The 26220-nt window shown below is 40.7% G+C and carries 23 protein-coding genes; 4 read left to right on the top strand and 19 right to left on the bottom strand.

Annotated elements, in window-relative coordinates:
- Positions 1-122: 122 nt before the first annotated feature.
- Both HDC33_RS11800 and HDC33_RS11795 read right to left on the bottom strand, forming a co-directional pair.
- The gene (locus HDC33_RS11800) at positions 123-1379 is read right to left on the bottom strand and encodes an MFS transporter (protein ID WP_179392785.1); all 1257 of its coding nucleotides are present in this window, start codon (positions 1377-1379) and stop codon (positions 123-125) included.
- A gap of 397 nt (positions 1380-1776) precedes the next feature.
- Entirely contained in the window at positions 1777-1953 is a 177-nt protein-coding gene (locus tag HDC33_RS11795) for a hypothetical protein (RefSeq protein ID WP_179392784.1), read from the bottom strand.
- Between the two features lie 253 nt (positions 1954-2206).
- Here HDC33_RS11795 and HDC33_RS11790 point away from each other — a divergent pair, with 253 nt between their 5' ends.
- The gene (locus HDC33_RS11790; RefSeq protein WP_179392783.1) at positions 2207-4147 is read left to right on the top strand and encodes a GTP-binding protein; all 1941 of its coding nucleotides are present in this window, start codon (positions 2207-2209) and stop codon (positions 4145-4147) included.
- 46 nt (positions 4148-4193) lie between these two features.
- Here the strand turns inward: HDC33_RS11790 and HDC33_RS11785 are convergent, their stop codons facing one another.
- A complete protein-coding gene (locus tag HDC33_RS11785) occupies positions 4194-4808 on the bottom strand; it encodes a class I SAM-dependent methyltransferase (RefSeq protein ID WP_179392782.1) in 615 nt (204 codons plus the stop codon).
- Between the two features lie 259 nt (positions 4809-5067).
- Here HDC33_RS11785 and HDC33_RS11780 point away from each other — a divergent pair, with 259 nt between their 5' ends.
- Positions 5068-6369: a uracil/xanthine transporter gene (locus tag HDC33_RS11780; protein WP_179392781.1), complete on the top strand. Its 1302-nt coding sequence runs from the start codon at positions 5068-5070 to the stop codon at positions 6367-6369.
- Between the two features lie 151 nt (positions 6370-6520).
- Here HDC33_RS11780 and HDC33_RS11775 read toward each other — a convergent pair whose 3' ends face one another.
- From HDC33_RS11775 to HDC33_RS11760, 4 genes are all read right to left on the bottom strand, one after another.
- Complete coding sequence (locus tag HDC33_RS11775) at positions 6521-7795, bottom strand: cation:dicarboxylate symporter family transporter (protein WP_179392780.1); 1275 nt, start codon at positions 7793-7795, stop codon at positions 6521-6523.
- A 168-nt stretch (positions 7796-7963) separates the two neighbouring features.
- A complete protein-coding gene (locus HDC33_RS11770; RefSeq protein WP_179393134.1) occupies positions 7964-8848 on the bottom strand; it encodes a response regulator in 885 nt (294 codons plus the stop codon).
- A gap of 11 nt (positions 8849-8859) precedes the next feature.
- Entirely contained in the window at positions 8860-10125 is a 1266-nt protein-coding gene (locus HDC33_RS11765) for an ATP-binding protein (protein ID WP_179392779.1), read from the bottom strand.
- Between the two features lie 195 nt (positions 10126-10320).
- Positions 10321-11211: a LysR family transcriptional regulator gene (locus HDC33_RS11760; RefSeq protein ID WP_179392778.1), complete on the bottom strand. Its 891-nt coding sequence runs from the start codon at positions 11209-11211 to the stop codon at positions 10321-10323.
- Positions 11212-11334: 123 nt separating this feature from the next.
- On the opposite strand from HDC33_RS11760, the gene HDC33_RS11755 reads away from it, so the two are divergent.
- Positions 11335-12525: a coenzyme F420-0:L-glutamate ligase gene (locus tag HDC33_RS11755; protein WP_179392777.1), complete on the top strand. Its 1191-nt coding sequence runs from the start codon at positions 11335-11337 to the stop codon at positions 12523-12525.
- A 102-nt stretch (positions 12526-12627) separates the two neighbouring features.
- Here HDC33_RS11755 and HDC33_RS11750 read toward each other — a convergent pair whose 3' ends face one another.
- Together HDC33_RS11750 and HDC33_RS11745 are read right to left on the bottom strand one after the other, a co-directional pair.
- Positions 12628-13137, bottom strand: a complete 510-nt coding sequence (locus tag HDC33_RS11750; protein ID WP_179392776.1) for a YehS family protein — start codon at positions 13135-13137, stop codon at positions 12628-12630.
- 450 nt (positions 13138-13587) lie between these two features.
- Positions 13588-15666, bottom strand: coding sequence for a GAF domain-containing protein (locus tag HDC33_RS11745; RefSeq protein WP_179392775.1), 2079 nt, complete (start codon positions 15664-15666; stop codon positions 13588-13590).
- A gap of 490 nt (positions 15667-16156) precedes the next feature.
- On the opposite strand from HDC33_RS11745, the gene HDC33_RS11740 reads away from it, so the two are divergent.
- The gene (locus tag HDC33_RS11740) at positions 16157-16516 is read left to right on the top strand and encodes a carboxymuconolactone decarboxylase family protein (protein ID WP_179392774.1); all 360 of its coding nucleotides are present in this window, start codon (positions 16157-16159) and stop codon (positions 16514-16516) included.
- 46 nt (positions 16517-16562) lie between these two features.
- On the opposite strand, the gene HDC33_RS11735 is transcribed toward HDC33_RS11740, so the two are convergent.
- The 10 genes from HDC33_RS11735 to yycF all read right to left on the bottom strand — a co-directional run bounded on the left by HDC33_RS11735 (position 16563) and on the right by yycF (position 26030).
- Positions 16563-16898: a DUF378 domain-containing protein gene (locus tag HDC33_RS11735; protein WP_179392773.1), complete on the bottom strand. Its 336-nt coding sequence runs from the start codon at positions 16896-16898 to the stop codon at positions 16563-16565.
- A 144-nt stretch (positions 16899-17042) separates the two neighbouring features.
- Entirely contained in the window at positions 17043-18071 is a 1029-nt protein-coding gene (gene splB / locus HDC33_RS11730; RefSeq protein WP_179392772.1) for a spore photoproduct lyase, read from the bottom strand.
- Between the two features lie 220 nt (positions 18072-18291).
- Positions 18292-18771, bottom strand: coding sequence for a 23S rRNA (pseudouridine(1915)-N(3))-methyltransferase RlmH (gene rlmH, locus HDC33_RS11725; RefSeq protein WP_179392771.1), 480 nt, complete (start codon positions 18769-18771; stop codon positions 18292-18294).
- Between the two features lie 79 nt (positions 18772-18850).
- Positions 18851-19015, bottom strand: coding sequence for a CxxH/CxxC protein (locus HDC33_RS11720; protein WP_179393133.1), 165 nt, complete (start codon positions 19013-19015; stop codon positions 18851-18853).
- A gap of 168 nt (positions 19016-19183) precedes the next feature.
- Positions 19184-20422, bottom strand: a complete 1239-nt coding sequence (locus HDC33_RS11715) for a S1C family serine protease (RefSeq protein WP_179392770.1) — start codon at positions 20420-20422, stop codon at positions 19184-19186.
- 122 nt (positions 20423-20544) lie between these two features.
- Entirely contained in the window at positions 20545-21333 is a 789-nt protein-coding gene (locus HDC33_RS11710) for an MBL fold metallo-hydrolase (RefSeq protein ID WP_179392769.1), read from the bottom strand.
- Between the two features lie 12 nt (positions 21334-21345).
- Positions 21346-22158 (bottom strand): two-component system regulatory protein YycI, encoded by an 813-nt coding sequence (locus HDC33_RS11705; protein WP_179392768.1) that lies wholly within the window; start codon positions 22156-22158, stop codon positions 21346-21348.
- Positions 22145-23494, bottom strand: coding sequence for a YycH family regulatory protein (locus tag HDC33_RS11700; protein ID WP_179392767.1), 1350 nt, complete (start codon positions 23492-23494; stop codon positions 22145-22147). The genes HDC33_RS11705 and HDC33_RS11700 overlap by 14 nt, the downstream gene beginning before the upstream one ends.
- Positions 23485-25314: a cell wall metabolism sensor histidine kinase WalK gene (walK, locus tag HDC33_RS11695; protein ID WP_179392766.1), complete on the bottom strand. Its 1830-nt coding sequence runs from the start codon at positions 25312-25314 to the stop codon at positions 23485-23487. The genes HDC33_RS11700 and walK overlap by 10 nt, the downstream gene beginning before the upstream one ends.
- Before the next feature lie 5 nt (positions 25315-25319).
- The gene (gene yycF, locus HDC33_RS11690; protein ID WP_179392765.1) at positions 25320-26030 is read right to left on the bottom strand and encodes a response regulator YycF; all 711 of its coding nucleotides are present in this window, start codon (positions 26028-26030) and stop codon (positions 25320-25322) included.
- Positions 26031-26220: the final 190 nt, after the last annotated feature.

The raw sequence follows: 26220 nt of genomic DNA, 5'->3' as shown, positions 1-26220 counted from the left end.
TCTCGTTACAATCAACCTTGTTCAGATTTTAATACAAAATCCTTTATTATCAAATTGACTTAATCGATTACCTAAAAAGAGGTGCTCACATTGTAGAATGCGAGCACCTCTTTTCTTTACTCTTAAACTACATTTAAATCCGGCTCCGGAACCCGTGATAGTATAGCCAGGCCAATGATGAACAGAATAATTAGACTGAACACCCCGTATGCAGAACTGCCTGTCAGCTGAGCAGTCACCCCTACAAGCAACGGTCCCATTACCGACGCAAACTTCCCGAAAATGTTATAGAATCCGAAAAACTCATTCGATTTCTCTTTCGGAACAAGCCTTGCAAAGTATGAACGGCTAAGTGCTTGAATACCGCCTTGTGACGTTGCAACGAGCATTGCCAATACCCAAAAATCCATTGTCGTTTTCATGAAAAATGCATAAATACAAACGATGATATAGACACAGATTCCAACGTACAGCATTTTCTTCCCAGTAAATTTTTGCGCCAATTTCCCGTAAATAATCGCAAACGGTGCCGCTACGACTTGTGTAACGAACAAAATGATAAGAAGATTTGTCGCGCTAATTCCTAAATCGGTACCGTAAGCCGTCGACATCGAAATAATTGTCCCGACCCCGTCAATATAGAAGAAGTAAGCCAGTAAAAATAAAAACACAGTCCGGTATTTACGTATTTCTTTAAAGGTGCCGCCAAGACGTCTGAAACTGCTCGCCAGCAGTTTCGGTTCGCGTTCAATGCCGTGAATCTGATGAACATTTTTAGCCATCGGAATCGTGAATACGAACCACCAAATTGCAGTAATAACAAAAGCGATCTTGCTAGCGGTTGATGTGGCAAGTGGGATTAGCTCTTGTTGAGCTAAAATAATAATTGCAATACTGATAATGAACGGAATCGTACTCCCGATATACCCCAATCCGAAACCCCGTGCAGATATTTTATTCATACGCTCTTCCGGTGTAACGTCCACTAAAAATGCATCATAGAATATATTCGCCCCGTGAAAACCGACGGCGGTTATGGTATAAATAATTAATAACCACAACCAATTGTCACCCGGCACAAACGCCAATGAAACTGTCGCAACTGTCCCCATAAGGAAAAAGAACAGGAAAAACTTTTTCTTTAATCCCTCATAGTCTGCAATCGTACCCAAAAGTGGTCCGATCATCGCCAGTATGAATGTCGCAATAGCGACGGTATACCCCAAATATGCAGTCGAATTCGACATGCTCACGCCAGCACCCGTCGCAACCGCCTTATAATAAAGCGGAAACACCGCAGTCGTAATAATGATTGAATACGCAGAGTTCGCCCAATCATAGAAAATCCAGCTGTTCTCCTGTTTGCTGTACTTCTTCACGCTTTCATCCCCCCCTCTATCCCTTATGTATAGTGTACAACAAGGCACATTGAAAAATAACGAGGTATCGCAATATTCTACTACTCTGCAAGGAATACATACGTGGACATCGGTTTAATCGCATGATTCTTCTAAGCGTCTTGCAACTGAGGTGAATGGATGGATTGGAGCGCCTTAATCGTCTTGCCTCGTTTTCAAATTCCTGGTCTCCATAAACCAGAGCTCTCTATAACTACTTATACTTTTATCCTAGTAACCCTTCTTCTATTTTAAACTTTATCGATTGCCGGGAGGATGAAATCAGACGTGAAGTAATCAATCAATCTTAAAATTAATTTGAATAACTCATCAAAAAAAACGCGGTAAGTCATAATAGACTCGCCACGCTTTTTCGTATTTATAGTTCTTGGTAGTTATGCTGATGTGTACCGCCGTCTTTAACATCCGCATGATACAATGCCCTCAACGCGAAACTTTTCTCCAGTTCAAGCTCTGCCATTATTTGCTTCAGACGTTTCGCCAGCTCTGGATCATTCTTCACAAGCTTCTCCATTTTCGTTCTTGAATATTTCAAAATCTGATTCCTCCCTCACGATCAAATGCGCCTTGGCGTATTTGCGTCCAGATTTTGAATTGAGCTTGCTCAATTAACTCCCTTCAAAAACTGTGACATCCGCCGGAGGCTTTAACTTCATTCAGCAGGGGTTGAACTCCTGCTGAATGAAGTTAAGTTTGTCTTTACATTATACCACCTATTTATCGACATTCGTTCAATTCAGATTTGCTATACTATGGATAGTGGCAAGAATCGGACAGGGGTGACATTCATGTATAAAACAATCGGTATACTCGCACACGTGGATGCAGGAAAAACAACTTTTTCCGAGCAGCTGCTTTATCATACAAAAAGCATTAAACAAAGAGGTCGCGTGGACCATAAAGACGCATTCCTCGATAGCCACACCATCGAGAAAGAAAGAGGCATTACCGTTTTTGCAGACCAGGCGTCCATTTCTTATAACAAATCCACCTACTACATTATCGACACGCCTGGACATGTCGACTTTTCTCCCGAAATGGAACGAGCTATTCAAGTGATGGATTATGCCGTCATCATTATCAGCGCTAGCGACGGCGTGGAAGGTCATACAGAAACTGTCTGGCAGTTGCTCCGTAAACATCATGTACCAACATTTATCTTCATCAATAAAATCGATCGTGAAGGAACGGACATTGAAAATGTCATCCAGGAAATCCGCAGCAATCTAGTGGAAGACGTCTGTGATCTTACATTATCTTTTCACGAGGGAATCATGCAAGAGGAACTCATTGAATTCGTTGCCGAACGTGATGAAATTTTGCTTGAAACTTACATGGAATCAGGTTACGACAAGGATTTATGGCTTGAAACATTACAAAAAATGATCAACGCCAATAAAGTCTTTGCTATTTCCAGCGGTTCGGCACTCAAGGATATCGGGGTCATCGAGTTTTTCGAGAAACTCGATTTATTGACAGCAACTTCATACGATGACGAAAACGATTTCGCCGCCCAAGTCTATAAAATTCGTCATGATGACAGCGGAAACAGAGTCACCTTCCTAAAATCATTGAGCGGTAAGCTGAGTGTCAGGGACGAAGTGGGCTACGGAGATTTTATGGAAAAGGTTACACAGATACGCGTCTATAACGGCAGCAAGTTCAAAGCGGTCGATCATGTTCATGCCGGTGAACTGTTCGCCGTTACCGGATTAACGCAAGCATCCATCGGTGATGGCATTGGAGCACTGAAAGAAAAAGCCACTTTCGACATGATTCCCACCCTCAAATCAAAAGTGATTTTCGATGCTTCCATTCATGTCAAAGAAGTGCTTCGGTGCTTTAATATGTTGGATGCGGAAGATCCTTCTTTACGCGTTTTTTGGGATGAACACTTTCAGGAGATCCATGTTCATGTCATGGGCATCATCCAACTCGAAGTCCTTCAACAAATTGTGATAGATCGTTTTTCTATTCACGTCTCTTTTGGTGAGCCTAAAATACTTTATAAGGAGACCATAGAAACCCCCATTACAGGTTACGGTCATTTTGAACCGTTAAAACATTATGCAGAAGTGCATCTTTCAATTGAACCTGCGGATAGAAATAGCGGAATACATTTTGAAAACGTCTGCCATGCCAATGATTTGTCTATTGGCCACCAAAACTTGGTGCGAAGTCATTTATTCGAACGGGACCACCATGGTTTATTGACCGGATCAGCCCTCACCGATGTGAAAGTTACACTACTCACGGGACGAGGCCATAACGAGCATACGTCGGGCGGCGACTTTAGAGAGGCCACTTTCCGTGCATTGCGGCAAGGTCTTGAACAAGCGAAAAATGTACTACTAGAACCTTACTACGATTTTAAAATAAAAGTGGATATGGACAATATGGGGAGGGTTCTGTCAGATATCCAGCAAGCTCACGGCAGCTTCAGCGCGCCCGAAACCATTGGGGATAAAGTCATTATAAAAGGACGGGGTCCTGTAGCCACCTTCATGAACTACAGTACCGCCTTCGCTTCATTCACCCACGGAAAAGGAACGCTCAGTCTGTTGTTCGGCGGCTATGACCGCTGTCACAACGAAGAGCAGGTCATTGAACGTATCGGATACAACAAAGAAGCGGACCCCGAATACTCGTCCACTTCCATTTTCTGTGCCAAAGGAAAAGGCTATCCCGTTCCGTGGGATGAGGCAGAAAAAGCGATGCATTGTTTATAAAAGTAAAGCCACGTTCCGACTGGGACGTGGCTTTTACTTTTTCGGATCAATCACCGAAACGAAACACCAAAAAATGTTCGTTGGGATCTATTTCATACCTGCCCGATACTTTAACCCCTTTGACAAGTTCAAAAGGGGTATCGTTTTCAAGGAACTCGATATAATCGCTAGTCGGATAATAAAGGATGACGTCTACAGACCGTTGCCGCCGTTCGACTGAAAGCAGAATATTATCAATGACCGTCATGAAAATTTGGATAGAAAATGGATTAAAGAAATAAAATCGATTATCCTCCACCCCGACTTCATACTCCTCTGCTAGACATCGTTCAAAGCGGATATACGCATTTGCCCGTTTAACCTTTCTCATATAACTAGCCTCATTTTCGAGTGCTTCCATGTATAACTGTCCACTCATTTCAATACCTGTCACTGAAACATCAAATCGATCATGTATATAAAAAGGCAACCTGCCTTTGCCACATCCGAAGTCCACAACACTATCTGTTTTGTTTAATTTATATCCTTCAAAAAACTCATCCAGTGCCTTATAAGGCGTCGCTTCGTATCGGTTATAATGTGAGGACTGATGCAACCACTCCCGTTTCCCGACAGTGTTAATGCGCAGTGATCGATCGCATTCTTTATCATAAATTGACATTCAAAGCCCTCCAACACGTTTCTATCTATTGTAGCTTGAAATTCAACAAAAAAACGGTCATTTTGAAAATATGAACGATTATTACATTAATTCTATTTTCACTACTTTTTCTCTTAATACATTTGTAAGGAAATTAGTGAGTTTATCTTAGTTCCGATTAATAGGAATTGTTTGTCCATTCAAAGAAGCCAATATGGTATAATCCCCCGTATATGTAATTTCTGTTAATTTAGAAGTTGAGTAGGAAGGACTTGATTGAATGGAAACAAAAAAATTGGGGACATCGGTCATAATTTTAGCCGGATTTCAGTGGCTATTCTTTATGTTTGCCAATACGGTCGTCATTCCGATATCAATCGGCGGTGCCTTTCAGCTGGATTCCATTGAGATTGTATCTGCCATCCAGCGATCCTTCATCTTTACAGGTGTTGCCTGTCTGTTGCAAGGGCTTATCGGGCATCGTTTGGCGTTGATGGAAGGACAGTCCGGATTGTGGTGGGGTGTCATTTTAAGTTTGGCTGCTACAGCCAGCACGATGAATATTGAACTGACCACAATCGGCGGCAGTATAGCGGTCGGGATAATAATTTCAGGAATACTAGTCACAGCGCTTGGAGTTCTTGGCATTGGTGAAGTTTTGAAAAAGTGGTTTACACCCATTGTAATGTTCGTCTTTCTCCTATTATTGGCCAATCAGCTTATTACGATTTTCCTAAAAGGGATGATTGGTCTCAATACAGGTGATTCAATCGATGTAAAAGTGGCTTGTTTTTCATTTACTCTTGCTACCCTGACAATCCTTATCCATGTGAAAGGAAAAGGGCTCATCAGTAGCTTGAACCTGCTCATCGGGATGACAGTCGGCTGGGTTGGTGCTGCCCTGCTGTTCCCCGCTGAAACTACCGAAACGATTACAACAATCCCAATCCTTACTTGGTTTCCATGGGGCCCCCCCGCATTTGAGTGGGGAATCGTTATTACGGTCGTCATTACTGGGCTTTTGAATACGACGAATACGATTGCCACGTTGAAAGGGGCGGAAGATGTTTTCGAGAAGGTGACGACGCCCAAGCAGTATCGTGCTTCCTTCGTGTTGACAGGATTATTGTCTACAACTTCAGGCACACTTGGTCTCGTACCTTATGCACCGTACGCATCGTCATTGGGATTCCTACAATCGACAGGAATTCGCGAAAGGGCTCCATTCTTTGTAGGATCCGCGTTATTCATTCTCTTAGGGATGATTCCCCCATTTAGCGCCTTCTTTTCAACAATTCCACATAGCGTTGGAAACACAGTGCTGTTCGTTGCTTACATACAGCTGTTCCGATCAGCAATCCGTAATATTGAGGGGTTGACATTCGAACCTAAAACCATCTATCGCATCGCTTTGCCAGCGCTGCTCGGACTATCGATTATGTCGTTACCATCGACTGTATTTATAACGATTCCGGAAATTGTTCGACCGATCCTTTCAAATGGCATGCTTATGGGGATATTGACTGCGCTTTTCACGGAGTTATTATCTTATATCGGTCAAAATACGCGGAGAAAAAGTTGAAGGATTCCGATTATATTTTCAATCAAAAAAGCAGGCTGTTTCATTAAACCTTAGAGATTTACGAAACTACCTGCCTTTTTATATTTCATTAGAGAACAATACTAATCCAAAGAACCGGATAAATGAACTCTGTTATAAGCCAAACACGACCTTATGCTAACTTTTCAGTTGTAGCGAAATACTTATCCTCTTTCGATGCGTCAAAGCGACCTTCCCACTTCGATATAACGACCGTTGCAAGCGAGTTGCCGACAACGTTTACAACAGTACGGGCCATGTCCAAAATTCGGTCGATTCCCGCAATGAACGCAAGTCCTTCGAGTGGAATACCGACAGTTCCCAAAGTCGCTAGTAATACGACGAACGAAACGCCCGGCACGCCCGCAATTCCTTTAGATGTAACCATTAAAACCAGGACGAGTGTAATTTGCGACGTAACGCTCAATTCAATACCATACATTTGTGCGATGAAAATGGCCGCCAACGCCTGATACAACGTCGATCCATCTAAGTTAAATGAATAGCCCGTCGGAACAACGAAGGAAACGACATCTTTCGGACAGCCGAATTTCTCCATCTTTTGCATTACTTTTGGTAGTACCGTTTCCGAACTGGACGTTGAATAGGCCAAGAGCAATTCGTCTTTCAGCACTTTCATAATGCGGAAAACGCTCGTACCAGCCATTTTTGCAATAAGACCCAGGACGACAACAATAAAGAAAATCATCGTCAAATAGACTAGGATTGCTAGTTTTCCAAGCGGAACCAATGATTTCAAACCAAATTTTGAAACCGTTACCCCGATTAACGCAAATACTCCAACCGGTGCAAATTTCATGATTAAATTCGTGACCCAGAACATAGCATCTGCGGTTCCTTGGAAAAACGCAAGCACCGGTTTTCCACGATCGCCGATTGCCGCAATACCTAAACCGAAGAGGACCGAGAAGAAGATGATTGCCAACATATCTCCTTCGCCCATGGATTGGATAATATTTGTCGGTACGATATTGACAATAATATCAATAATGCCATTGTCCTTCACTTCTTCAGTTGTTTCAACGTACTGAGAAATATCACCCTTTGAAAGCTCTGACATGTCGATGCCCACACCCGGTTGGAATATGTTGGCAGCAAACAAACCGACAATAATCGCAATCGTTGTAACAACTTCAAAATAAAGAAGTGTTTTTCCACCGAGTTTACCTAATTGTTTGATATCTCCAGTTCCAGCAACACCGATGATTAACGTTGACACTATAATTGGGACAACAATCATTTTAATCATGTTAATAAAGATGGTACCGAGAGGTTGCAAATATGTTTCCACCGCCGGATTGCCGTAGAAAACCGCTCCCACAATAATACCTACTATCAATCCGGTCAGGATTTGATACGCTAAAGTAAATTTAAATTTTTTCTTCATCCGCCAATCACCTCTTATATCCTATATGAAACCGCTTTCTTAACTTCGAAATAGGTTTAAAGAATACTTTATGGATGAGTTACAGAATCCGACAAGAACCGACAATTTTAATTTTATTATTTCTCAATCATTCAAATACACTAACACGGGAAATGACAATTCCCCCCGTTAAGATTGGACGAATTTATCCCTTGTTTCCAGATATAAAACTTGTATAAATTTTTTGATATTGACCTTTACTTTTACTGGTTCGTTATGGTCTTCCTGAATTTGTTTCATTCGGCTTCGTATTTCCTGAAAGTCAAAGTAACGAGGTGCATAATACTCAAACTCCGAAGTCGTATAATCAACCGACCCCAATGAAGCCATATGGTTGACTGCACCAAGAATCGTTCTGCGAATTCGCTGCTCGATGGCTTTGCTTTCTTTTGTTATCTCCACGTTCCCCCTCTTAGAGGCAACCGCTCCGTATAACTCCTTTAGCGGTGGCAATTGGGTAACTCCATCGCCCTGGCTCATCAGGATTTCAATTAGCGATATAATATCATCGCTTCCCGCCTCCCCGATAATCCCCATGTCATTCAATATGGTTGATACAATTTCCTTAACATTTCGTTGCTTTGTCGATTTGACGACCGGTTCGATGTGCACCAATGACTCCCGGATTGCAATCAGCGAATCCTTTAAACGGGATTTCTCCTCGATCTTTTTTAAAATACTATGCACTTCGACACGATTGATTGGCTTATGTATAAAGAATTCTACGCCTTTTTCATAAGCTTCTCCCACCATCTCTTTATTGACAATCTGAGAAATCATAATGAATTGTCCTTGGAAACCCTGCGCTTTTAATTGTTCCATCGTTTCAATCCCGTCCATTCCTGGCATTAATAAATCAATTAAGACAGTATCGGGATATGAAGCTAGAATTGGTGAGAGGGCCTTCACCCCGCTTTCAGCTTCACCGATTACCACTCCAAGTTCACCTTCCATAATAATTCGCCCCAGCATTCTTCGACTTGCCATGTCATCATCAACTATAAAATAACGCAGTTTTATTCAACTCACTTTCGGATGTTAGAGGTTGGAATCTGGATGTGGAAAATCGTCCCGTTCTCTGGTATTTCAGTTTGAATTTGGCCGTCCAACGCCTGAATGATTTCCTGTACATGGGACAAGCCGATTCCCGTTGCAGCGACACCGCGATCGTTAAACTTCGTTGTATAGCCTGGTTCAAAAACAATTGATATATCCTCTATTGGAATACCATTGCCTGAATCTTTAATAATAAAGCATGTATATACCGTCTCCTCAAATACCTCTATATCAATTTCTCCTTCTTTCCAAATGGATTCGACAGCATTGGCCGTCAAATTATTCAACAGGGCAAGAAGGGGGATTTGCTGATCGGTTTCAAAATCAATCGACATTGATAAATGAAAGGTAATACTTTTTTGCAACAACTCACTATATTTTTCATTTCCTGTCACAACAAAGTTAAGTACATCAGCAAGAAAGAAAATATCATCTCTTTTCTGTTTAGTCACTTTGGAAATCCCAGATAAAATCCGCTGTGAATCTTTTTTCACTTCATGGATCTCTTGCGTGATGGCCAATGCTTGCACACTCAATTCCTGAAGGTTTTTCTTTTTTAACTTTCGATATAAATCGTGACTCGAAGCTGTAATTTGTTCTATATGTTTCATGGATTTCTGCAAATAAAGAGTCTCCGCATACAATTCAGAACCGACTTCAAGCATTTCTCCCATACGTTTCTTTTGTTCCGAAACAATAATCGTACTATATAGCCCTACTACAAAATAACTGCGAAATAATGCCACTCCACATAACAATGCCCAATCTTGTATCCCTAAATTCTCGTGACCTAACAACCAGTAACGTGTAAGATGCTCCAAACCGTTTCCGAAAAATTCTATTCCCGCAGCCCAGGCTCCTAGTAGAAATGGGGATGTTTTATACTTTTCCACTTTTATGATGCTTAATCCAAGCGCAAATAAGAAATAAAATAAAAAAGCGGGCAGATGATTTTTCAAGCTTGTCGATAAATGACCCTCGTCAAGCATCATATCCCCAAAAAGACGAATACAAACGACTGTTATAGCTGTAACAAAGCCGGTTCGGATAAGAGAAGCAGGAGGCCGAATAAGAATTAACAGAAAAAAAGTGATACTTCCCAATCCAAAACGAAAAGCCTCTCCGTTGAAAGGAACCACTTTAATTTCACTTGCTATCGCCGTCAGAAGTGCTGTCAAAATCAATGCGGCTCCGTCAGCTCGGCTCAACTTTTGAAAGAAATATTTTTTCAACATGGAACTCTCCTACATAACGTAATGAATGATGGGCTTTCTTTTACTCTAATTGTCTATTCCCATAAAATTATATCACGTTGTCCATGGCAAATTAGACATACAATCACATTACTAAACTAAGCGCAGGCGTTTTTCCTATGGTAGCCGATACGTACATGATGGAATTTCACTTGTTTGAATAATACAGCGACTATGTTACATCTTTTTCCCCTCTATTATCTCTACGAATTTCATCGACGCTGGCGATAAAGGAACACTTTTCAAAAAACATACACCAATGCTTCTCTTCGGTATTTCTTCACTAAGCTTCACTTCATATACTAATCCTTTGTTTAAATACTCTCGGGAAAATTCTTTGGTCACGCATGCAATCCCTAAATTGATCTTCGCAAACTCCAATAATAATTCATGTGAGCCTAATTCAAATTCCGGTGAGATTTTTATGCCACTAGATATTAGGAAATCCTCAACATACTTTCTGGAATTCGATTTCGGTTCGAGTAATATTAATGGCAGTTTCAATAATTCATCAGGGCTAAGCGGTTTGGATAATATACTTTTATACTTCTCCCCGCAAACAAAAATATCATGAATATCAATAAATGGACGCAGCTCCAACGTGGTATCGTCGATGGGAAAATTACAAACCGCAACATCAACTTCTCCCGACTTTAATATTGAACAAAGTTCAGACGTTGTACCATTCACTATTTTAAACTTGATATTCGGGTATCTATTATGGAAATCCTCTAAATATGGAAGTAAAAAATATCTAGAAATCGTATCGCCGACTCCTATTTTTAATTCGCCCATCGTTAAATTCTTAAATTCCAAAATCTTTTCTTCCCCGACATGGAGTAAATTAATCGCCGAGTTGGCATACTCGAAAAGAAGGCTGCCTTCATTGGTTAAAGACACCCCTTTAGGCGATCGATTGAAAAGACGTGTATCTAATTCCCTTTCCAATTGCATGATTGCTTGACTGACAGCTGGTTGGGTCATATAAAGGTCTTTTGCCGCCTTGGAAAAACTATCACTAGCCCCTACTTTACAAAATACCTTATACAAATCTAATTTGCTCACCATATAAATTCTCCTTATACCTATCATTCGATATATTAATTTTACTTATACCATTGGATAGGTGTATATTACAAGTAGGTAGTTGGATAATGAAAATAAACTTGATAATTATGAGGAGCGATACGATTGGAAAGAGTAGTTGGAACAGTTGTCAGAGGTCTCCGTTGCCCAATAATAAATCGTGGGGATAATATAGAGGATATCGTCGTAGACAGTGTGTTGAAAGCTTCAGAAGTAGAAGGCTTCACCATTAATGATAAAGATATCGTTACAATAACAGAATCGATTGTTGCCCGCGCCCAAGGGAATTATGCCACTGTCGATAATATCGCTGAAGATGTACGTTCAAAGTTCGGGGATGAAACTGTTGGTGTCATTTTCCCGATTTTAAGTCGTAATCGTTTTGCAATCTGTCTGCGCGGCATTGCAAAAGGCGTTAAAAAGGTTGTTTTAATGCTTAGCTATCCATCTGATGAAGTCGGCAACCACTTAGTCGATTTGGATTTGCTTGATGAAAAGGGAGTTAATCCTTGGACAGATGTTTTAACGGAAAAACAATTCCGCGATTATTTCGGCTATAGTAAACATACCTTTACCGGCATTGATTATATCGATTATTATAAATCAATCGTTGAAGAATATGGTGTTGAATGTGAAGTAATCTTCTCAAATAATCCAAAGACCATTTTAGATTACACAAAAAATGTTCTTACTTGCGACATCCACACACGGTTCCGAACAAAAAGGATTCTAAAAGCTAATGGCGGCGTTACAGTTTATAGCCTCGATGACATACTGGCAGAGCCTATAGATGGCAGCGGCTATAACGAAGATTACGGCCTGCTCGGTTCAAATAAGTCAACAGAAGACGATGTTAAACTTTTCCCGCGTAATTGCCAACCTACAGTTGATAAAATACAGCATATGCTCAAAGAAAGAACGGGCAAAAATGTTGAGGTCATGGTATATGGAGACGGAGCATTCAAAGACCCTGTCGGTAAAATATGGGAACTTGCCGATCCAGTTGTTTCACCAGCTTATACAGCTGGACTTGACGGCACGCCTAATGAAATAAAGTTAAAATATCTTGCAGATAATAACTTTGCTGATTTAAGAGGCGATGAGCTTAAAAAAGCCATATCCCAGTACATTAACGATAAAGGTGCGGATCTTGTAGGTACGATGGAAACACAAGGTACTACACCTAGAAAACTCACTGACCTCATCGGTTCCCTATCCGATTTAACATCAGGCAGCGGAGACAAAGGTACACCTATCGTCTTTATCCAAGGTTATTTCGATAACTTCTCAAAATAATTGTATATAAAAAATAAGCAATGCTGGTTTTTCACCAGTATTGCTTATTTTAATTTAAAAATAGGAACAAACCCCTTCAAGCTACACCGAAAACGGAATTAATTAATCCCGAAATCTTATTGCCAATCCCTTTAGGAAGTTTCTGGCGTATCTATCGCCACATTCTTTATAATTTCGTTGTCCCTCTTTTCTAAGAACTGCACTCAATTCACTTTTTGACAGATTCACCCCTGCGTCTTTTAGGATATCAAGCATATCGTCACTTGTAAGTGAAAGTGCAATTTTTACTTTTTTGAGCAAAATATTGTTAACGTTTCTATTATCTTTTGTCATTAAGAACTGTTGTTGTGAATTCTCTGGTTTTGAATCTTGGGGTCCTCTTTTATATATAACAAACCCGTTTAAAAAGGACTCTAAAGCATGGTTATCCAGTTCTTTCATATATTCATCATCTTGCGCCTCATTATTACTACTGTCTTTTAACTTTGAAAATATTTCCCGAATTTCTTCTTCTGTTGTTTTAAGACCGCCTAGAGCGAAAATCTCAACCATTTCCGCATCTTTTATATCCAATGCATATCTTAACCTAATTAATACATCATTATTATTCATCTATATCACCCGTAACCTTTCCTGTTTACACAGTAATTATCATTATAATGCTTTACTCCCTATATTGCATTAATTCATCGGTCTGACTAGCTAACTGTCTACTATGGATTAAACTCTTCATTCTTATTTGGGCCTAAAAAGGGAGCAATCGCCGGTGCTGTGGAGATGGCGTGATTCGACCTAATCTCTGGTTGAACTTTGTGGGCCCCTTCACCCTTTTGGCTCGCGGCTTACAAGGCTATGTAGTTGCCATTCCTGTTTGCGTAATGCATAAAAAAATTTCTTATTTTAAATAGTTATTAAAGCATAACCATATAACCACTTTATATAACATAAAAAAGGGAGAAGGCTTCGTATATCAAGCTTTCTCCTTTTCTTTTAGAATGCTATTATATCGGCATTTCAAACTAAATAAGCGACCCTAGTTACTTATGATACGATTCACCATGACTAATCTAAATGAAGTTGTTGTCCATTGTTTTCATAATGAAATTTAATAAAAAAGGTAGTGCCTTCTAATCCTGTTTGAATGTCAACTTTCGCATTATGACGAGCAGCAATGGCATAACATATGCCTAATCCCAAGCCAGTTCCATTATCTTTGGTAGTGTAGAATGGGGTGCCCAATTTCTCTACTAGTTCGGGCCTAATACCTTTTCCCTGATCTCGCACCGCAAGAACCACACAGTTTTCCTCTTCCATGTAAGTGCTGATGAATAGAACTTTCCCTGGTCTCATCGCTTCTAACCCATTACGGTATAGGTTTATTAATAATTGCCGTATCTCATTCCGATTTAAATGTAATTCTGGAATGTCTTTAGTATCGACTTGAATAAATTTATTTTGATTATATGCATCAATCTTTATTAATGGAGTAATATCATGGATAATTGAATTTAAATCTAACATCTGTAAATCGGATTTCTTCGTATTACCTATTGAGAGAAATTCAGTAATAATAGAATTGGCACGGTCAAGCTCTTCAATCATTAAATTAAAGTAGTTATTATATTTTCCAACGTTGTCCTCTTTTTTTAATAACTGCAAGAATCCTCGTACCGTTGTCATTGGATTTCTTATCTCATGGCTGATACCTGCTGCCATTTGCCCTATTAACTCTAAGTTGGATAACCTTTTCAATTCCTTCTCATATTTCTTTTTTTCCGTTATATCTTTAAAAAGACAACAGATCCCCTCGTCATACGGGTAAGCAATTACTTCGTGCCAATATTCGTCAGAGGTAGAGGGGATTTCGAAATGTACTGTAACTCGTTCTGACATTGCACGATGAAACTCTTTATACATGAATGTATCCACGCTTTTCGGGAATACCTCCCATATATTCTTGCCCAATACATCTTTTGCCGTTTTTCTTTGTGGTAAATATTGATGTTTATTTAAGTACGTAAATTCCCATTCTTTATTCAAAGCAAAGAATCCATCCGTAATACTTTCAATAACACTTGTAACTTTTTCATTAGCAGTAGCTAATTCCCTTGTTCGCTCTTCCACCATGTTTTCAAGTTGGTCCATATATAACAAGTTTGAAAACGTAGGGGCTGTGGCATCAACTATAGATTGTGCAAGTTGAATTTGGGATTCATGATAGGTGGGAGTTTTCCCCTCTAAATTGACAACCGCTATTACACCTAAAACTTCTCCCATTGAAACCAGTGGAATCATAAGTAGACCCTTACCATCTACATTCGGGGTAAGAATTACATTTTTCGTATTAATAGCCTCTTGGATCATGGATTCATAGCTTTGGTCAATTCTTATGTTTTTTAGGGTCTCAATCCAATCTGCTTCTATCCAATCACAGTCTTTACTTACCTTCGTTACTTTAATTGATTTTTTATCTAACGGGTCTAGGAGGTGGGCAGCAATATTTTTGCTGTTTAAAATCTTTCCTAAGTGAAAAAAACATTTATCAAGACTTTCCTGTATTGAGGAACACATCGATAAATCACGAGTAACTTTAAGCAACAGCTGCTTTTCGGCAATTAGGTTTTCCTTTTGTGTTAAATTTTTTGCATTCTGAATTGCGACTGCAGCCATATTTACATAAGCTTCAACACTTTGAATTTCTGACTCTGTTAAGTTCATTGGCGTTCCGTAATCAAATAAAAAAACTAGACCAAATAACTCTTGCTCGAACGAGATAGGCAGGGCTAATAAGGATTTAATTTTGAAGGCTTCGACTGATCTGGGATCCGGCCGATTATCCTTTGAGGTATCAGGTATGTAAATCGTTTTTTTAGTTTTAATAACTTCTCTGGCCAGTAAGTCTATTTCAGGATCAATTATCTGCGTATTGAGAGTTTCACCATTCATGATTTCTGGTTTTCCTGCAACTCCTCTGAATGTTCCATCCTCACGGGGTAAAAAAATACCAACAGAATTACATTGAACAATCTCTTCAGAAATTGCCGTTGTTACACGCTGTAATACTTCACTCAGTTCTAACTTTGTATTTATTATTTTTGTTATATCCGCAAGCCTAGAATATCTCGTCTGTTCCCTTAACATTCACACGGCCCCCAGTCATAGGCATAGGCATAATAAAATTAACATTATAAATTCCAGTTAATAATAAAGACCTACATGCTATTTTCAACTTTATTCCTGTACTCCCTATATTACATAAATTGCATTGAATATAATAGAAGAATTAAATAAGTTTCACGAAGTTATACAAACATCAAAATAAATAGGGTGATCCAAAGGCAAGGGCTTTAATTAGTACGATCAATTAATAAAACGATTTGGAAGCATTGAAAACTAATTGTACCTAGACATAGATGGTTTGTAAGAGAACCCCCCTTTAAGTCAGCTTTTTCATTATCAAATCTTGTTGTTGATTTCCACTTCCGGAGGATGCTTTCCGCGGGCAAGCACCGAGCCTCATAGTATGTAAGGTATTAAATAAACATATATAGCCAAATAAGAAAATTGTCTTAAAAACAATGCATGCCTTCCTCCGTTTAACATATACTACCCTCGAACAGGAGGGTGCTATATGGAGGAAATTACGTATACGGAAGCCGTACTACAGGAGTATAAAGTTGGAATGGGCAATTTCGCAGAAAAATTACCGGATGTAGCAAAGACGTTTCATGCTTTCACTGAGTCGTGTTTCGAAGACGGCAAATTGAATCAGAAAGACAAACAGCTAATTGCACTCGCCATCAGCGTGCATGCTCATAACGAATATTGCATCGTCTACCATACAAAGGGTTGCCTGGATGCTGGTAGTACTGAGGAAGAAATGATGGAGGCAATCGGAGTCGCTGCGGCACTAGGTGGCGGTTCCGCAATGAGCCAAGGCGTAACCATTTGGCAGGACGCTCTCGAAGACTTTACAGGAACCGTTGAATAACAAGAAAACAGCCACCTGAAATCAGGTGGCTGTTTTCTTGTTGCAATCACTCTACATCATTCATGCCACGGTTCGCCTTTTTCTTCTCAGCGTCCCGCTCTTTCCTGAAATCCGGCTCCTCGCCAAATTCTGTGCCTAAATTAGGATTGGAGAAACGTGAATGTCGGTCGGTAACCGTTTCGATCTCTTCGTCAGGCTTAAACAACAGACCGAGACATAGCAGGGCACTTAACCCGACTAGACCATAGACCACCCTAGACAAGAGTGCATCTTGACCACCAAATAACGATGCAACTAAATCAAACTGAAAAAACCCAATCAAACCCCAGTTAAGTCCACCGATAATAACTAGAGCTAGCGCGATTCGGGAAAGCATACTCATTCAATAACTCCTCCTTCGTATTTCGTACTTATCTTTTACCAAAACCTTTTTTTCATACATTTTTAATTACAAAGAAAGGGTTTTTAGGCCAAAAAAAGCGTTAAGCCACAGTTCCCTCCGTGCCCTTACGCTTTTTTTGACTGCTCAAGTAAAATACTCCAACTTCGCATTCGGAAAGTACTTTTCCATATAGCCATATAGATGAGATTTTATATCATCCTCTTCGTCCTTTTGGTAAATATACTTGCCAATTCCATACTTGCCCCATTTGTAGCGTCTTTTATCTTCATCTAACTCCAATTTTGTCTTTGGGTAGTTCTTTTCAATCACTCTTTTCGCGGGCTTCGTGAATCGGTGTTGAATGAATTCAAATGTAATATCCTCTCTTGCATCTTGCGGCAATTCCTCGTCAAGGCGCTCAAACAAGTGGCGGTAGCCTTCCTCCCAGCCTTCATGAAGGTAAATGGGAGCAACGATAAAGCCTAGTGGGTATCCGGCTCTTGCCACTTTCCCTGCAGCCTCGATTCTTTTATTCAGAGGTGAAGTGCCAGGCTCGAAGTTTTTAATAACATAATCAGCGTTAACGCTAAATCTGAATCGCGTATTGCCATTATGCTTGGCATCCAGTAAATGGTCGACAAAATGGAATTTCGTCACAAAACGAAGCCTACCTAGTTCTGTTTGACCAATATGTTCAATTGCTCTTTTTAATGAATGCGTCAAATGGTCAATTCCCACAATGTCGGATGTACACGCAGCTTCGAACCGGGTAATCTCAGGTGCACGTTCTTCGATGTAGCGATCAGCCGCTTCGAAAATCTCCTCCACGTTTACGTAAGTTCGAATATACGGTTTGCTGCCCATCGTCGTTTGCAAATAACAATAATGACAATGCCCCATACACCCTGTTGCAAGGGGGATTGCATATTCGGCTGAAGGCTTGGACGTATCGAATTTCAACGTTTTTCGAATGCCTACGACTAAGGTAGATTTTGCGATACGATATTTTTGAGCGTCCGTATCACCTGGCAAATCCCGAATTTGATTATGTGAAGTCGTAAAGCGCGTTTCAATCCCCATTTTTTCGAACTTTTCCTTTAGTTCTTTTCCAAGCGGATAGTCAAGTGCATTGGGCTCAAAATAGACAAGCTGTGGTGTGAAGGGTTTATTCATACTGTGAATCACCTAATCCATTATTATTATCCATTCGATCACCTTTCTCTTTTTATATAGCTTGTCTTAAAAGTGAGAAGTTATGAACACGGATTTAAATTCGGCTACCTGTTCATGATATTATTCAGTTAACACAATCCTTGCACAGGCAGCCAAACAATCATAATGTACACCCAGTTACTTATAAATTTGAACGTCCCAAAGACATCAAAAATCTTATTTACTTATGATACGGTTCGCCTTTCATAATCCTGAAAGCCCTATACACCTGCTCCAGCAATATGAGCTTCATCATCTGATGCGGGAATGTCATCTTTGAAAAGGATAACAATTCATCCGACCGTTTTATTACACTGTCATGCAGCCCGAGTGATCCTCCGATGATGAAAGCCACCTTACTCCGCCCATATGTCATCAACGACTCTAAATCCACTGCTAACTCTTCCGATGTCTTCATCTTCCCTTCAATTGCAAGAGCAATTACATAAGCATCCGTCCCTACTTTCGCCAAAATCCGATCCGCTTCTTTTCTCTTCACAATTTCCATATCAGCATCACTTAATGATTCAGGTGCTTTTTCATCCGCCACTTCAACCAAATTAACTTTTGCATAGGCGCCAAGCCGTTTTGAAAATTCATCAATACCCATTTTTAAGTACTTCTCTTTTAGTTTTCCTACCGTCACAATTGTAATATTCACAAGTTGTCCACCCTTTTTAATTTGTTATAAACAAAACTTATGCACATATCCACAGGATTTATCTACATATTGTGTCCGACTATTCGTTCCCCACAACATATAATGCAACCTCTTCACAATAGGTACACGATGTGGATAACTTTTCTCCATCCAGCATAGATTCCATAATCGGAAAACTTCCTTGCTCCGCTACAAAAATGTCAAGTGCGTGATTTATATGGGTTTCACAGCTATATATCTTCATTTTCATCCCTACTTTCGTCCTTTTTCTTTTGCACAAAGTTATGCACAAATATTTAGATTTATCCACAAAACGCGAATACATTAAAAAAACAGGTATAATAGCTGTTCATTAGCTATTATACCTGTTGTGGATAAGTTTCAGCGGTAATTTGTGTGTAATGTCATCTAGTTAAAATGAATTGCCATCTTTTAAAATCATTTCAATTTCAAGTAGCTTGCCGTCACGATACACTTTCATTTGCATCGTGTCCCCCACATCCTTCGCATTATACAGATGTTTACGCAGGCTGACCATGTCTTCAATTTTTTCTCCATCCATTTCAACGATGACGTCATATTGCTTAACCCCGGCACTTTCGGCTGCCGAGTTATTCATGACTTCATTGATAACTACTCCGTCCGTTACAGTTGCCGGCAATTTGAGCATGTCCCGCTGCTGTTCTGCTGGAATACTCCGTAGATCTAGCAAAGTTACTCCCATCGTCGGACGGTTCACCTTCCCGAACTTTTCAAGCTGATCAATGATAGGTAACGCAAGATTGACTGGAATCGCAAGGCCTATTCCTTCAACCGTCGCTTCCGATATTTTCATGGAGTTGATGCCGATGAGCTGCCCTGCGAGATTGATGAGTGCGCCGCCTGAGTTCCCGGGATTAATGGCTGCATCCGTTTGCAACACATCCGCAAACCAGTCTATTGTCCCGTTCTCGTCAAAATCGATTGGAATGGAACGATCTTTTCCGGATACCACACCAACTGTAACAGAACCCGAAAAACCAAGACCGAGCGGATTGCCGATTGCAATGACCGGTTCTCCGCGTTTCAGAGCATCCGAATCTCCAAATTCGATGACTGTCTTAACGACTTTCGCGTCAATTTCAATAACAGCCAAGTCTGTCCACATATCACCGCCAACGAGTTTCCCCGCTGTCTTCGAACCATCGTCGAATGTAATTTCAAGTTCTTGTGCACCTTCTACGACATGGTGGTTCGTAACAATATACGCTTTGTCGCCTTGTTTCTTATAAATGACGCCCGAACCTGAACCTGTCTCCCTTGTCTTTTCCACGGGCGACCAGGGATCGCGAACTGTCTGCAGATTCGTTACACCGACAACCGAATCTGCCACTTTTCCAACGATGTCTGTTATATCATTATTCATATCGAAAGATACCCGTTCGGTTTGAACTCCGACTTCCTGTTTCGAGTCATTAGCTAGCGACCGTTCCTCTTCACCATTGCCGCCTTGCATGATAAACCATACCAGCAAAGCGCCGACGGCAACACCAAGTAGCGCCGGCAAAAAGCCGCCTCTCTTTTTAGGTCGCCTCGGACCCGGTTTCGTTGGATTTTCCGGCACAGAATGTCCAGGCTCCCTATTAGATGGATTTTGATTGAATTCGTCCATATGCTTCTCCCTTCCTGAAAGTGCCTTTGTATATTACCTTACCCTATTTTAATCATTTCAAAAAAAACTTAGCTCGAGGAATGTAAATAAAATCCCTTGAGCTAAGTTTCAATGCCTGATTTCTATACTGTAACTAGTTCAGTCGGCTGATCGGCATCCGTATCATGAAGATGAACGAATTCACCTGTAATGATACCGCATGTTTCCAAAGTCTGTGTAACACTCATCCTTGCAAGGTCTTTCATATTATTATCTTTGCTCAAATGTGAGAGATAGATTTTCGTCTCTTTTTGCTCCACCACTTCGCTGATTGCAACTGCAGCATCTTCATTCGATACATGTCCTACATCACTGAGAATCCGTCGTTTGACAGACCACGGATAACGTCCCACCTGCAGCATACTGACGTCGTGATTGCTTTCAAATACAAATGCATCTGCACCGCGGATGAAACCTTTCATCCGATCGCTTACATAACCCGTATCCGTAATGACTGCAAGTTTCCGGCCGTTCTCATGGAAAACGTAAAACATTGGATCCGCTGCATCATGCGAGACGGCAAAAGACTGGACGTCTAGTGAACCAAATGATTTCACCGTTTCCATGTCAAATTGAAAGCGCTGATCAAGTGGTATATTTCCAACAAGGCCATCCATCGCCTGCCAGGTCTTTTCATTTGCATAAATTGGAATCCCGTATTTCCGAGCAACTACGCCAATTCCTTTTATATGGTCGCTATGTTCATGTGTTACGAAAATACCATCAACTTGTTTCATTGAACGCCCAATGCCTTCGACTAAACTATCCATCTTCTTCGCACTGAAACCGGCATCCACCAGAAATGTATGTTCATCGTTCTCTATAAATACCGCATTGCCGCTACTGCCGCTTGCGAGAACACTAAAACGCATTGTAAAAACTCCTTATTCTTTCTCTTCTTCAGATGGTTCAGGCTGAAACTCTATCACCATACCATCAATCGCATTGATGAAGTAATCCTCCCTTTCACCATCCTTCAATTCTACACGAATATGCCATGTCGGGGCAAACACTTGAGTTTCCGTCACTTGAACGAGGCTGGAATAACCGAGCGTCATATGTTTCACTTTGTAATCTTTTTTCAAATGTCCAAGTGAATACAAATTCCCGATTGCTTCGATAGGAGATAGAAGATCATTTTTACGATTAAAACTATCGAATTCCCCAAGCATGCTTTGCTCGTAATTTGTTACTTTCCCATTCTTATTCCAATAGATTGTCAACGCTGCGTTTCGGCTATAGTATATCGGATCGTCGACAACTTTTTGGAAAAACAAAGCCCGTCCTTCATCCTTATCCAGTTCCCAAAGCATATACTCTGCCCCATCCAGTACATAATCCGAAATAAATTCCGTAAAATCAAAATCACCTTTTGCATTCAATATGCTGACCGGCTCTTTCATTGTTGATTGGAGGAGTGTTTCATCTACAATTATGCCAACTTGGTTTTCTAGTTTCTCTACCTGTTCATCAGTAAAAAGTAGAGGCTTTGCGGAAACGTAAAATGGATCGTTTTTATATGGTGGCAGTTCATCATACGTGATATTATCCATCTTCAGTATTTCCTCGATTGGCGTTTTCCACATCACTTGAACACTTTCCGCCTCTATGAGCTTATTTACATAAAGTGAATAGAGAAATATATTCACGATGGAAAACACGATAATGAATATCGTTTTCGTTTTATTCCAATCCAAGTAGCTCACCTCCTGAGCTCACAGGCGAAAAGCGGTGCCAATTGTCACTGTTATTCCCTTTCACCAGGTAGAACCATGCCGGTTCCATTATGATATTCCCTTTTTCAATATTACGTTTCATAAAATAACCCGGTGCAATTTCATCTACGGTATCAAGATCCAACTTGTCCAGTTCCTTTAGCTTTTCAGCAACCTCAATACCTGATATAAGCGTTTCAGTTGTTTTATTGTAATAGGTTGACCAGTCAATTCGGTAGTAAGGTCTTTTATAGCTGAATATCCGTTTATCCCCCCATTGCTCAACAATTTCAGTTGAGGAACTGGAATCAGTATAAACGGGAAGGCCCTCTAGAAATAATCGGAATCTGACAATCCGTGATGCGGGATTCATATATGTGTATCTGAACTCGTCGGTCCAGCCGCCGTGCTGGTTTACGAAGTTGATCGTATTTTCCAGCAACTCGGATGGAATCGCAAGTTCATGGATTGCAGCAGTGGGATAATCATAATCGAACTTCTTATTATATTTATCTATTTTCATTCTTGCATGATTGTCCCCAAGTTCTTCCGTGTTGGTTCCCACCTTGTTGCTACGTACTGCATTCGGATCGCTAAATAACACATCGCGGAACTTATTTGGGGGAATTACATCCTCAATAAATGTATATTTTATTGTTTCCACAGGCTCTGACGGAACTGCGATATAGATAGATCCACCGGGATTCACCTCTATATACTTGGCAAGCCCGCGTCCTTCCGTCACAATAGAATACTGGAAACTCCGTTGATCTTCGGGTTTCACTTTTGCACTATAAAGCTTCTTGTTCGCCCTGCTGACAAAATAAATATCCATTTCGACAGTATTCGTATTCCAATCAATGATAATCCGATCGAAAGAAACCTCTGGTACTGTTGGAATCGATCCTTCGATGTTCAAGACGTTATCATACAAATTCAGGGGGACCTCCCCATGAAAATATAATGTAAACTGGTTCTTTTTCCGCAATAAGGTATTTAGATGCTTTGTGTCGAAATTACTGTTCACCGGTGCAATATTTGATATTTTCCATTTCGATAATTCCTCAATAAAACCATCAATATCGGTCGGATCAGTTGTTCCTCTCAATACATCATCTATATTGAATACCGTTTTGTATGGTTTAATAATTTCGGGGATTGTCTTTTTATCGGCAATCGCCATATCTACGGGTGATAATGGTGCAATCGTTTCATAACGTGGTGTGTATGTCCAAATGGAAAAGGTCAATACGATACTTAAGGCAACCAGTAGAGTAAGTACTATAGATTTGATACTTTCAATGTATTTCAATCCCACTCACCGTCCTCTTGAAATTCGAACGGCAGCGTAAAGAAAATCGTCGTCCCTTTTCCTTCTTCACTTTCCGCCCATACTTCCCCGCCATGCGCCATGATCATTTCGCGGGCAATTGCTAGGCCTAACCCTGTACCGCCCATCGCGCGTGACCTTGCACGATCCGCTCGATAGAACCTGTCAAAAATACGCGTGACGTTTGCTTGCGGTATGCCCAATCCGTCGTCCGAAATCATTACCTTGATGAAGTCATCGGAGGTCGTGACGCCAAAACGGACATTTCCGCCATCCGGCGAATACTTCAATGCATTCGATATAATATTATCCAGAACTTGCGTCATCTTATCAGTATCGATTTCAACAAACAGTTCCGTGGTGGACAGGAGACGCACGAACTGTACTTCTTGAGACTTCGAAAATTCAAATCGTTCTATGATTGAATTGAAGAAATAATTGAATTCAACCCATTCCTTATTCAAATCATAATCTCTGCTGTCCATTCGGGATAACTTCAATAAGTCATTAACGAGCCGGATCATTCGCTCCGTTTCAGTCTGCGTTACGTGAAGGAAGGATGGAGCAATTTCTTCGTTCTTCCAAGCCCCATCGGCAAGTGCCTCCAAATAACTACGCATTGTCGTCAGCGGTGTCCGTAATTCATGCGATACGTTTGAAACAAACTCCCGTCTCTCCATATCTATTTTCTCTTGCTCCGTATTATCATGTAAAACAACAATAAGACCATTAACAAATCCGGTCTCTCTTTGTGTGACGGAGAAATTGGCTCTTAGAATATAGGGCTGTTCATTCGTACTGAAATCTAAGGCAATCGAATCTTTTATTTGGATTAAATCTTCAAAAGCGTATTCCTGTTCAAGTCCTAGAATGCTGGTAATCGGTCTGTTCAAGACTAGATCACGTGTCAGTCTGAGCATCAGAAGTGCCGAGTCATTAATGAGACTAACACGCCCTTTACGGTCGGTCGCAATGACGCCATCGGTCATGTTTTCCAATACAGATGCCAGTTTTCTCCGTTCTCCTTCGGTTGATGACTGAGATTCCTGCAACTGGTTCGTTAAATGGTTGAAGGCAATTGCAAGCTGTCCCAATTCATCATTTCCATAGACACGTACTTTTCTCGAAAAATTCCCTTTCGCCATCGCCTGCGCTTGACGCCTCATATCCGATATCGGTCTTGTCATCGTCTGCGCGATTAAAATGCCGAGAATAATTGTAATCGTCAACGAAACAGCCACTCCGCCAGCTAAGATCTGATTGACTTCATCAATTTGTGTAAAGACTTTTTCAATATCTGCTTCAAGATATAGCGTTCCTATCACTTCACCGTCGTGAGTGAAAGGCGTTGCACGGGCCAAAATCCGATTTCTTGTTTTCCGGTCGAGATAGATGATATCCTGCGGGGTTTTCGATGCCAAGGACTTCCTTACGATGTCGTCCGTAGAACGTTGTCCCACCAATGATTGTTGCTTATCGAGAGCTGATGTTGCAAGAATGATCTTTCCAGCATTAATAACCCTGATTTCATTGATATCCTCCGAAGGGAAACCCGAAAGGACGCCCTGAAGACTTGCCTCAAGTGTCAACGGGTCGTCCGGGGCACGTTTCTTTATCATTTCTTCTCGTACACTGAATTCAATCAAACTCATTCTGTCAGTAATCGATGTCGTGAAATTTGTTTTCAATTTTTCTTCAAGTTCACGTGCAAAGTAAAGTCCGATTATCTCCATTGCAATTAGAATGAGCATCACATAGATCAAAACAAATTTAACGTGGATTGATCGAAAAAAACCGACTTTTTGCATGATTGTTACTCCTGTTCCGGATCACGCAAGTAATAGCCCACTCCACGTCGCGTCACAATCCACGTCGGATGACTTGGTGTATCTTCAATCTTTTCACGCAAACGGCGAATCGTGACATCCACTGTCCGTACATCTCCGAAGTAATCATAGCCCCATACCGTCTGCAATAAATGCTCACGCGTCATCACTTGTCCGATATGTTTTGAGAGATAATGCAGGAGTTCAAATTCCCGATGCGTCAGTTCAATTTTTTCATCTCTTTTTAATACGAGGTAGGCATCCGGCTGAACAATAAGGTTGCCAACTGTAATATCATTCGTCACGCCTTCTTGCTCTTCTTCTACCAACTTCATATGTCTTCGTAAATTCGCTTTCACCCGGGCGATAAGTTCACGTGTTCCGAATGGTTTTGTGACATAATCGTCTGCCCCAAGCTCCAATCCAAGCACTTTGTCTATTTCAGAGTCCTTCGCCGTCAGCATGATAATCGGAAAGTCATACTTTTTACGGATTTCGCGACACACTTCCATGCCATCTCTTTTTGGAAGCATAATATCTAGAAGCATAAGGTCTGGTTTCACTTCTTCCACTTTTTCAAGTGCTTCTTCTCCATCATATGCACAGAAAACAGTGAAACCCTCTTTTTTAAGGTTAAATTCGAGTATATCTGCAATTGGCTTTTCATCATCAACAATCAAGATTACTTTATCTTGCATTTTTCTCTTCTCCTTCTCGCCCTGTTGGCGCCGCTTTCGGTGTTCTTTTACTCTATCATTCTTCCCGTCAGTTCGCACGTATCTCCTGTCATTATGCATGAATGCTCAAGGTTATCTTTTTTGTGGACACACTATTGCCTAAGCTATTTCCCGGGCAATATTCACCGAAAATTGTCGAAAAAACTATGAA

The sequence above is a fragment of the Sporosarcina sp. JAI121 genome, assembly GCF_013408665.1.
GTDB lineage: Bacteria > Bacillota > Bacilli > Bacillales_A > Planococcaceae > Sporosarcina.
The sequence above is the reverse complement of the archived record's forward strand: the minus strand, read 5'-3'. Positions and strand labels throughout refer to the sequence as shown.

Coding starts and splice junctions, on each gene's coding strand:
- HDC33_RS11735 (WP_179392773.1), bottom strand. CDS start 16,898: ATGAGTATGCTTTCCCGAATCGCGCTAGCTCTAGTTATTATCGGTGGA.
- HDC33_RS11710 (WP_179392769.1), bottom strand. CDS start 21,333: ATGCGTTTTAGTGTTCTCGCAAGCGGCAGTAGCGGCAATGCGGTATTT.
- yycF (WP_179392765.1), bottom strand. CDS start 26,030: ATGCAAGATAAAGTAATCTTGATTGTTGATGATGAAAAGCCAATTGCA.
- splB (WP_179392772.1), bottom strand. CDS start 18,071: ATGAATAAACCCTTCACACCACAGCTTGTCTATTTTGAGCCCAATGCA.
- HDC33_RS11765 (WP_179392779.1), bottom strand. CDS start 10,125: ATGTTGAAAAAATATTTCTTTCAAAAGTTGAGCCGAGCTGACGGAGCC.
- HDC33_RS11760 (WP_179392778.1), bottom strand. CDS start 11,211: ATGGTGAGCAAATTAGATTTGTATAAGGTATTTTGTAAAGTAGGGGCT.
- HDC33_RS11740 (WP_179392774.1), top strand. CDS start 16,157: ATGGAGGAAATTACGTATACGGAAGCCGTACTACAGGAGTATAAAGTT.
- HDC33_RS11790 (WP_179392783.1), top strand. CDS start 2,207: ATGTATAAAACAATCGGTATACTCGCACACGTGGATGCAGGAAAAACA.
- HDC33_RS11780 (WP_179392781.1), top strand. CDS start 5,068: ATGGAAACAAAAAAATTGGGGACATCGGTCATAATTTTAGCCGGATTT.
- HDC33_RS11785 (WP_179392782.1), bottom strand. CDS start 4,808: ATGTCAATTTATGATAAAGAATGCGATCGATCACTGCGCATTAACACT.
- HDC33_RS11745 (WP_179392775.1), bottom strand. CDS start 15,666: ATGTTAAGGGAACAGACGAGATATTCTAGGCTTGCGGATATAACAAAA.
- HDC33_RS11775 (WP_179392780.1), bottom strand. CDS start 7,795: ATGAAGAAAAAATTTAAATTTACTTTAGCGTATCAAATCCTGACCGGA.
- HDC33_RS11750 (WP_179392776.1), bottom strand. CDS start 13,137: ATGAATAATAATGATGTATTAATTAGGTTAAGATATGCATTGGATATA.
- HDC33_RS11715 (WP_179392770.1), bottom strand. CDS start 20,422: ATGGACGAATTCAATCAAAATCCATCTAATAGGGAGCCTGGACATTCT.
- walK (WP_179392766.1), bottom strand. CDS start 25,314: ATGCAAAAAGTCGGTTTTTTTCGATCAATCCACGTTAAATTTGTTTTG.
- HDC33_RS11720 (WP_179393133.1), bottom strand. CDS start 19,015: ATGAAGATATATAGCTGTGAAACCCATATAAATCACGCACTTGACATT.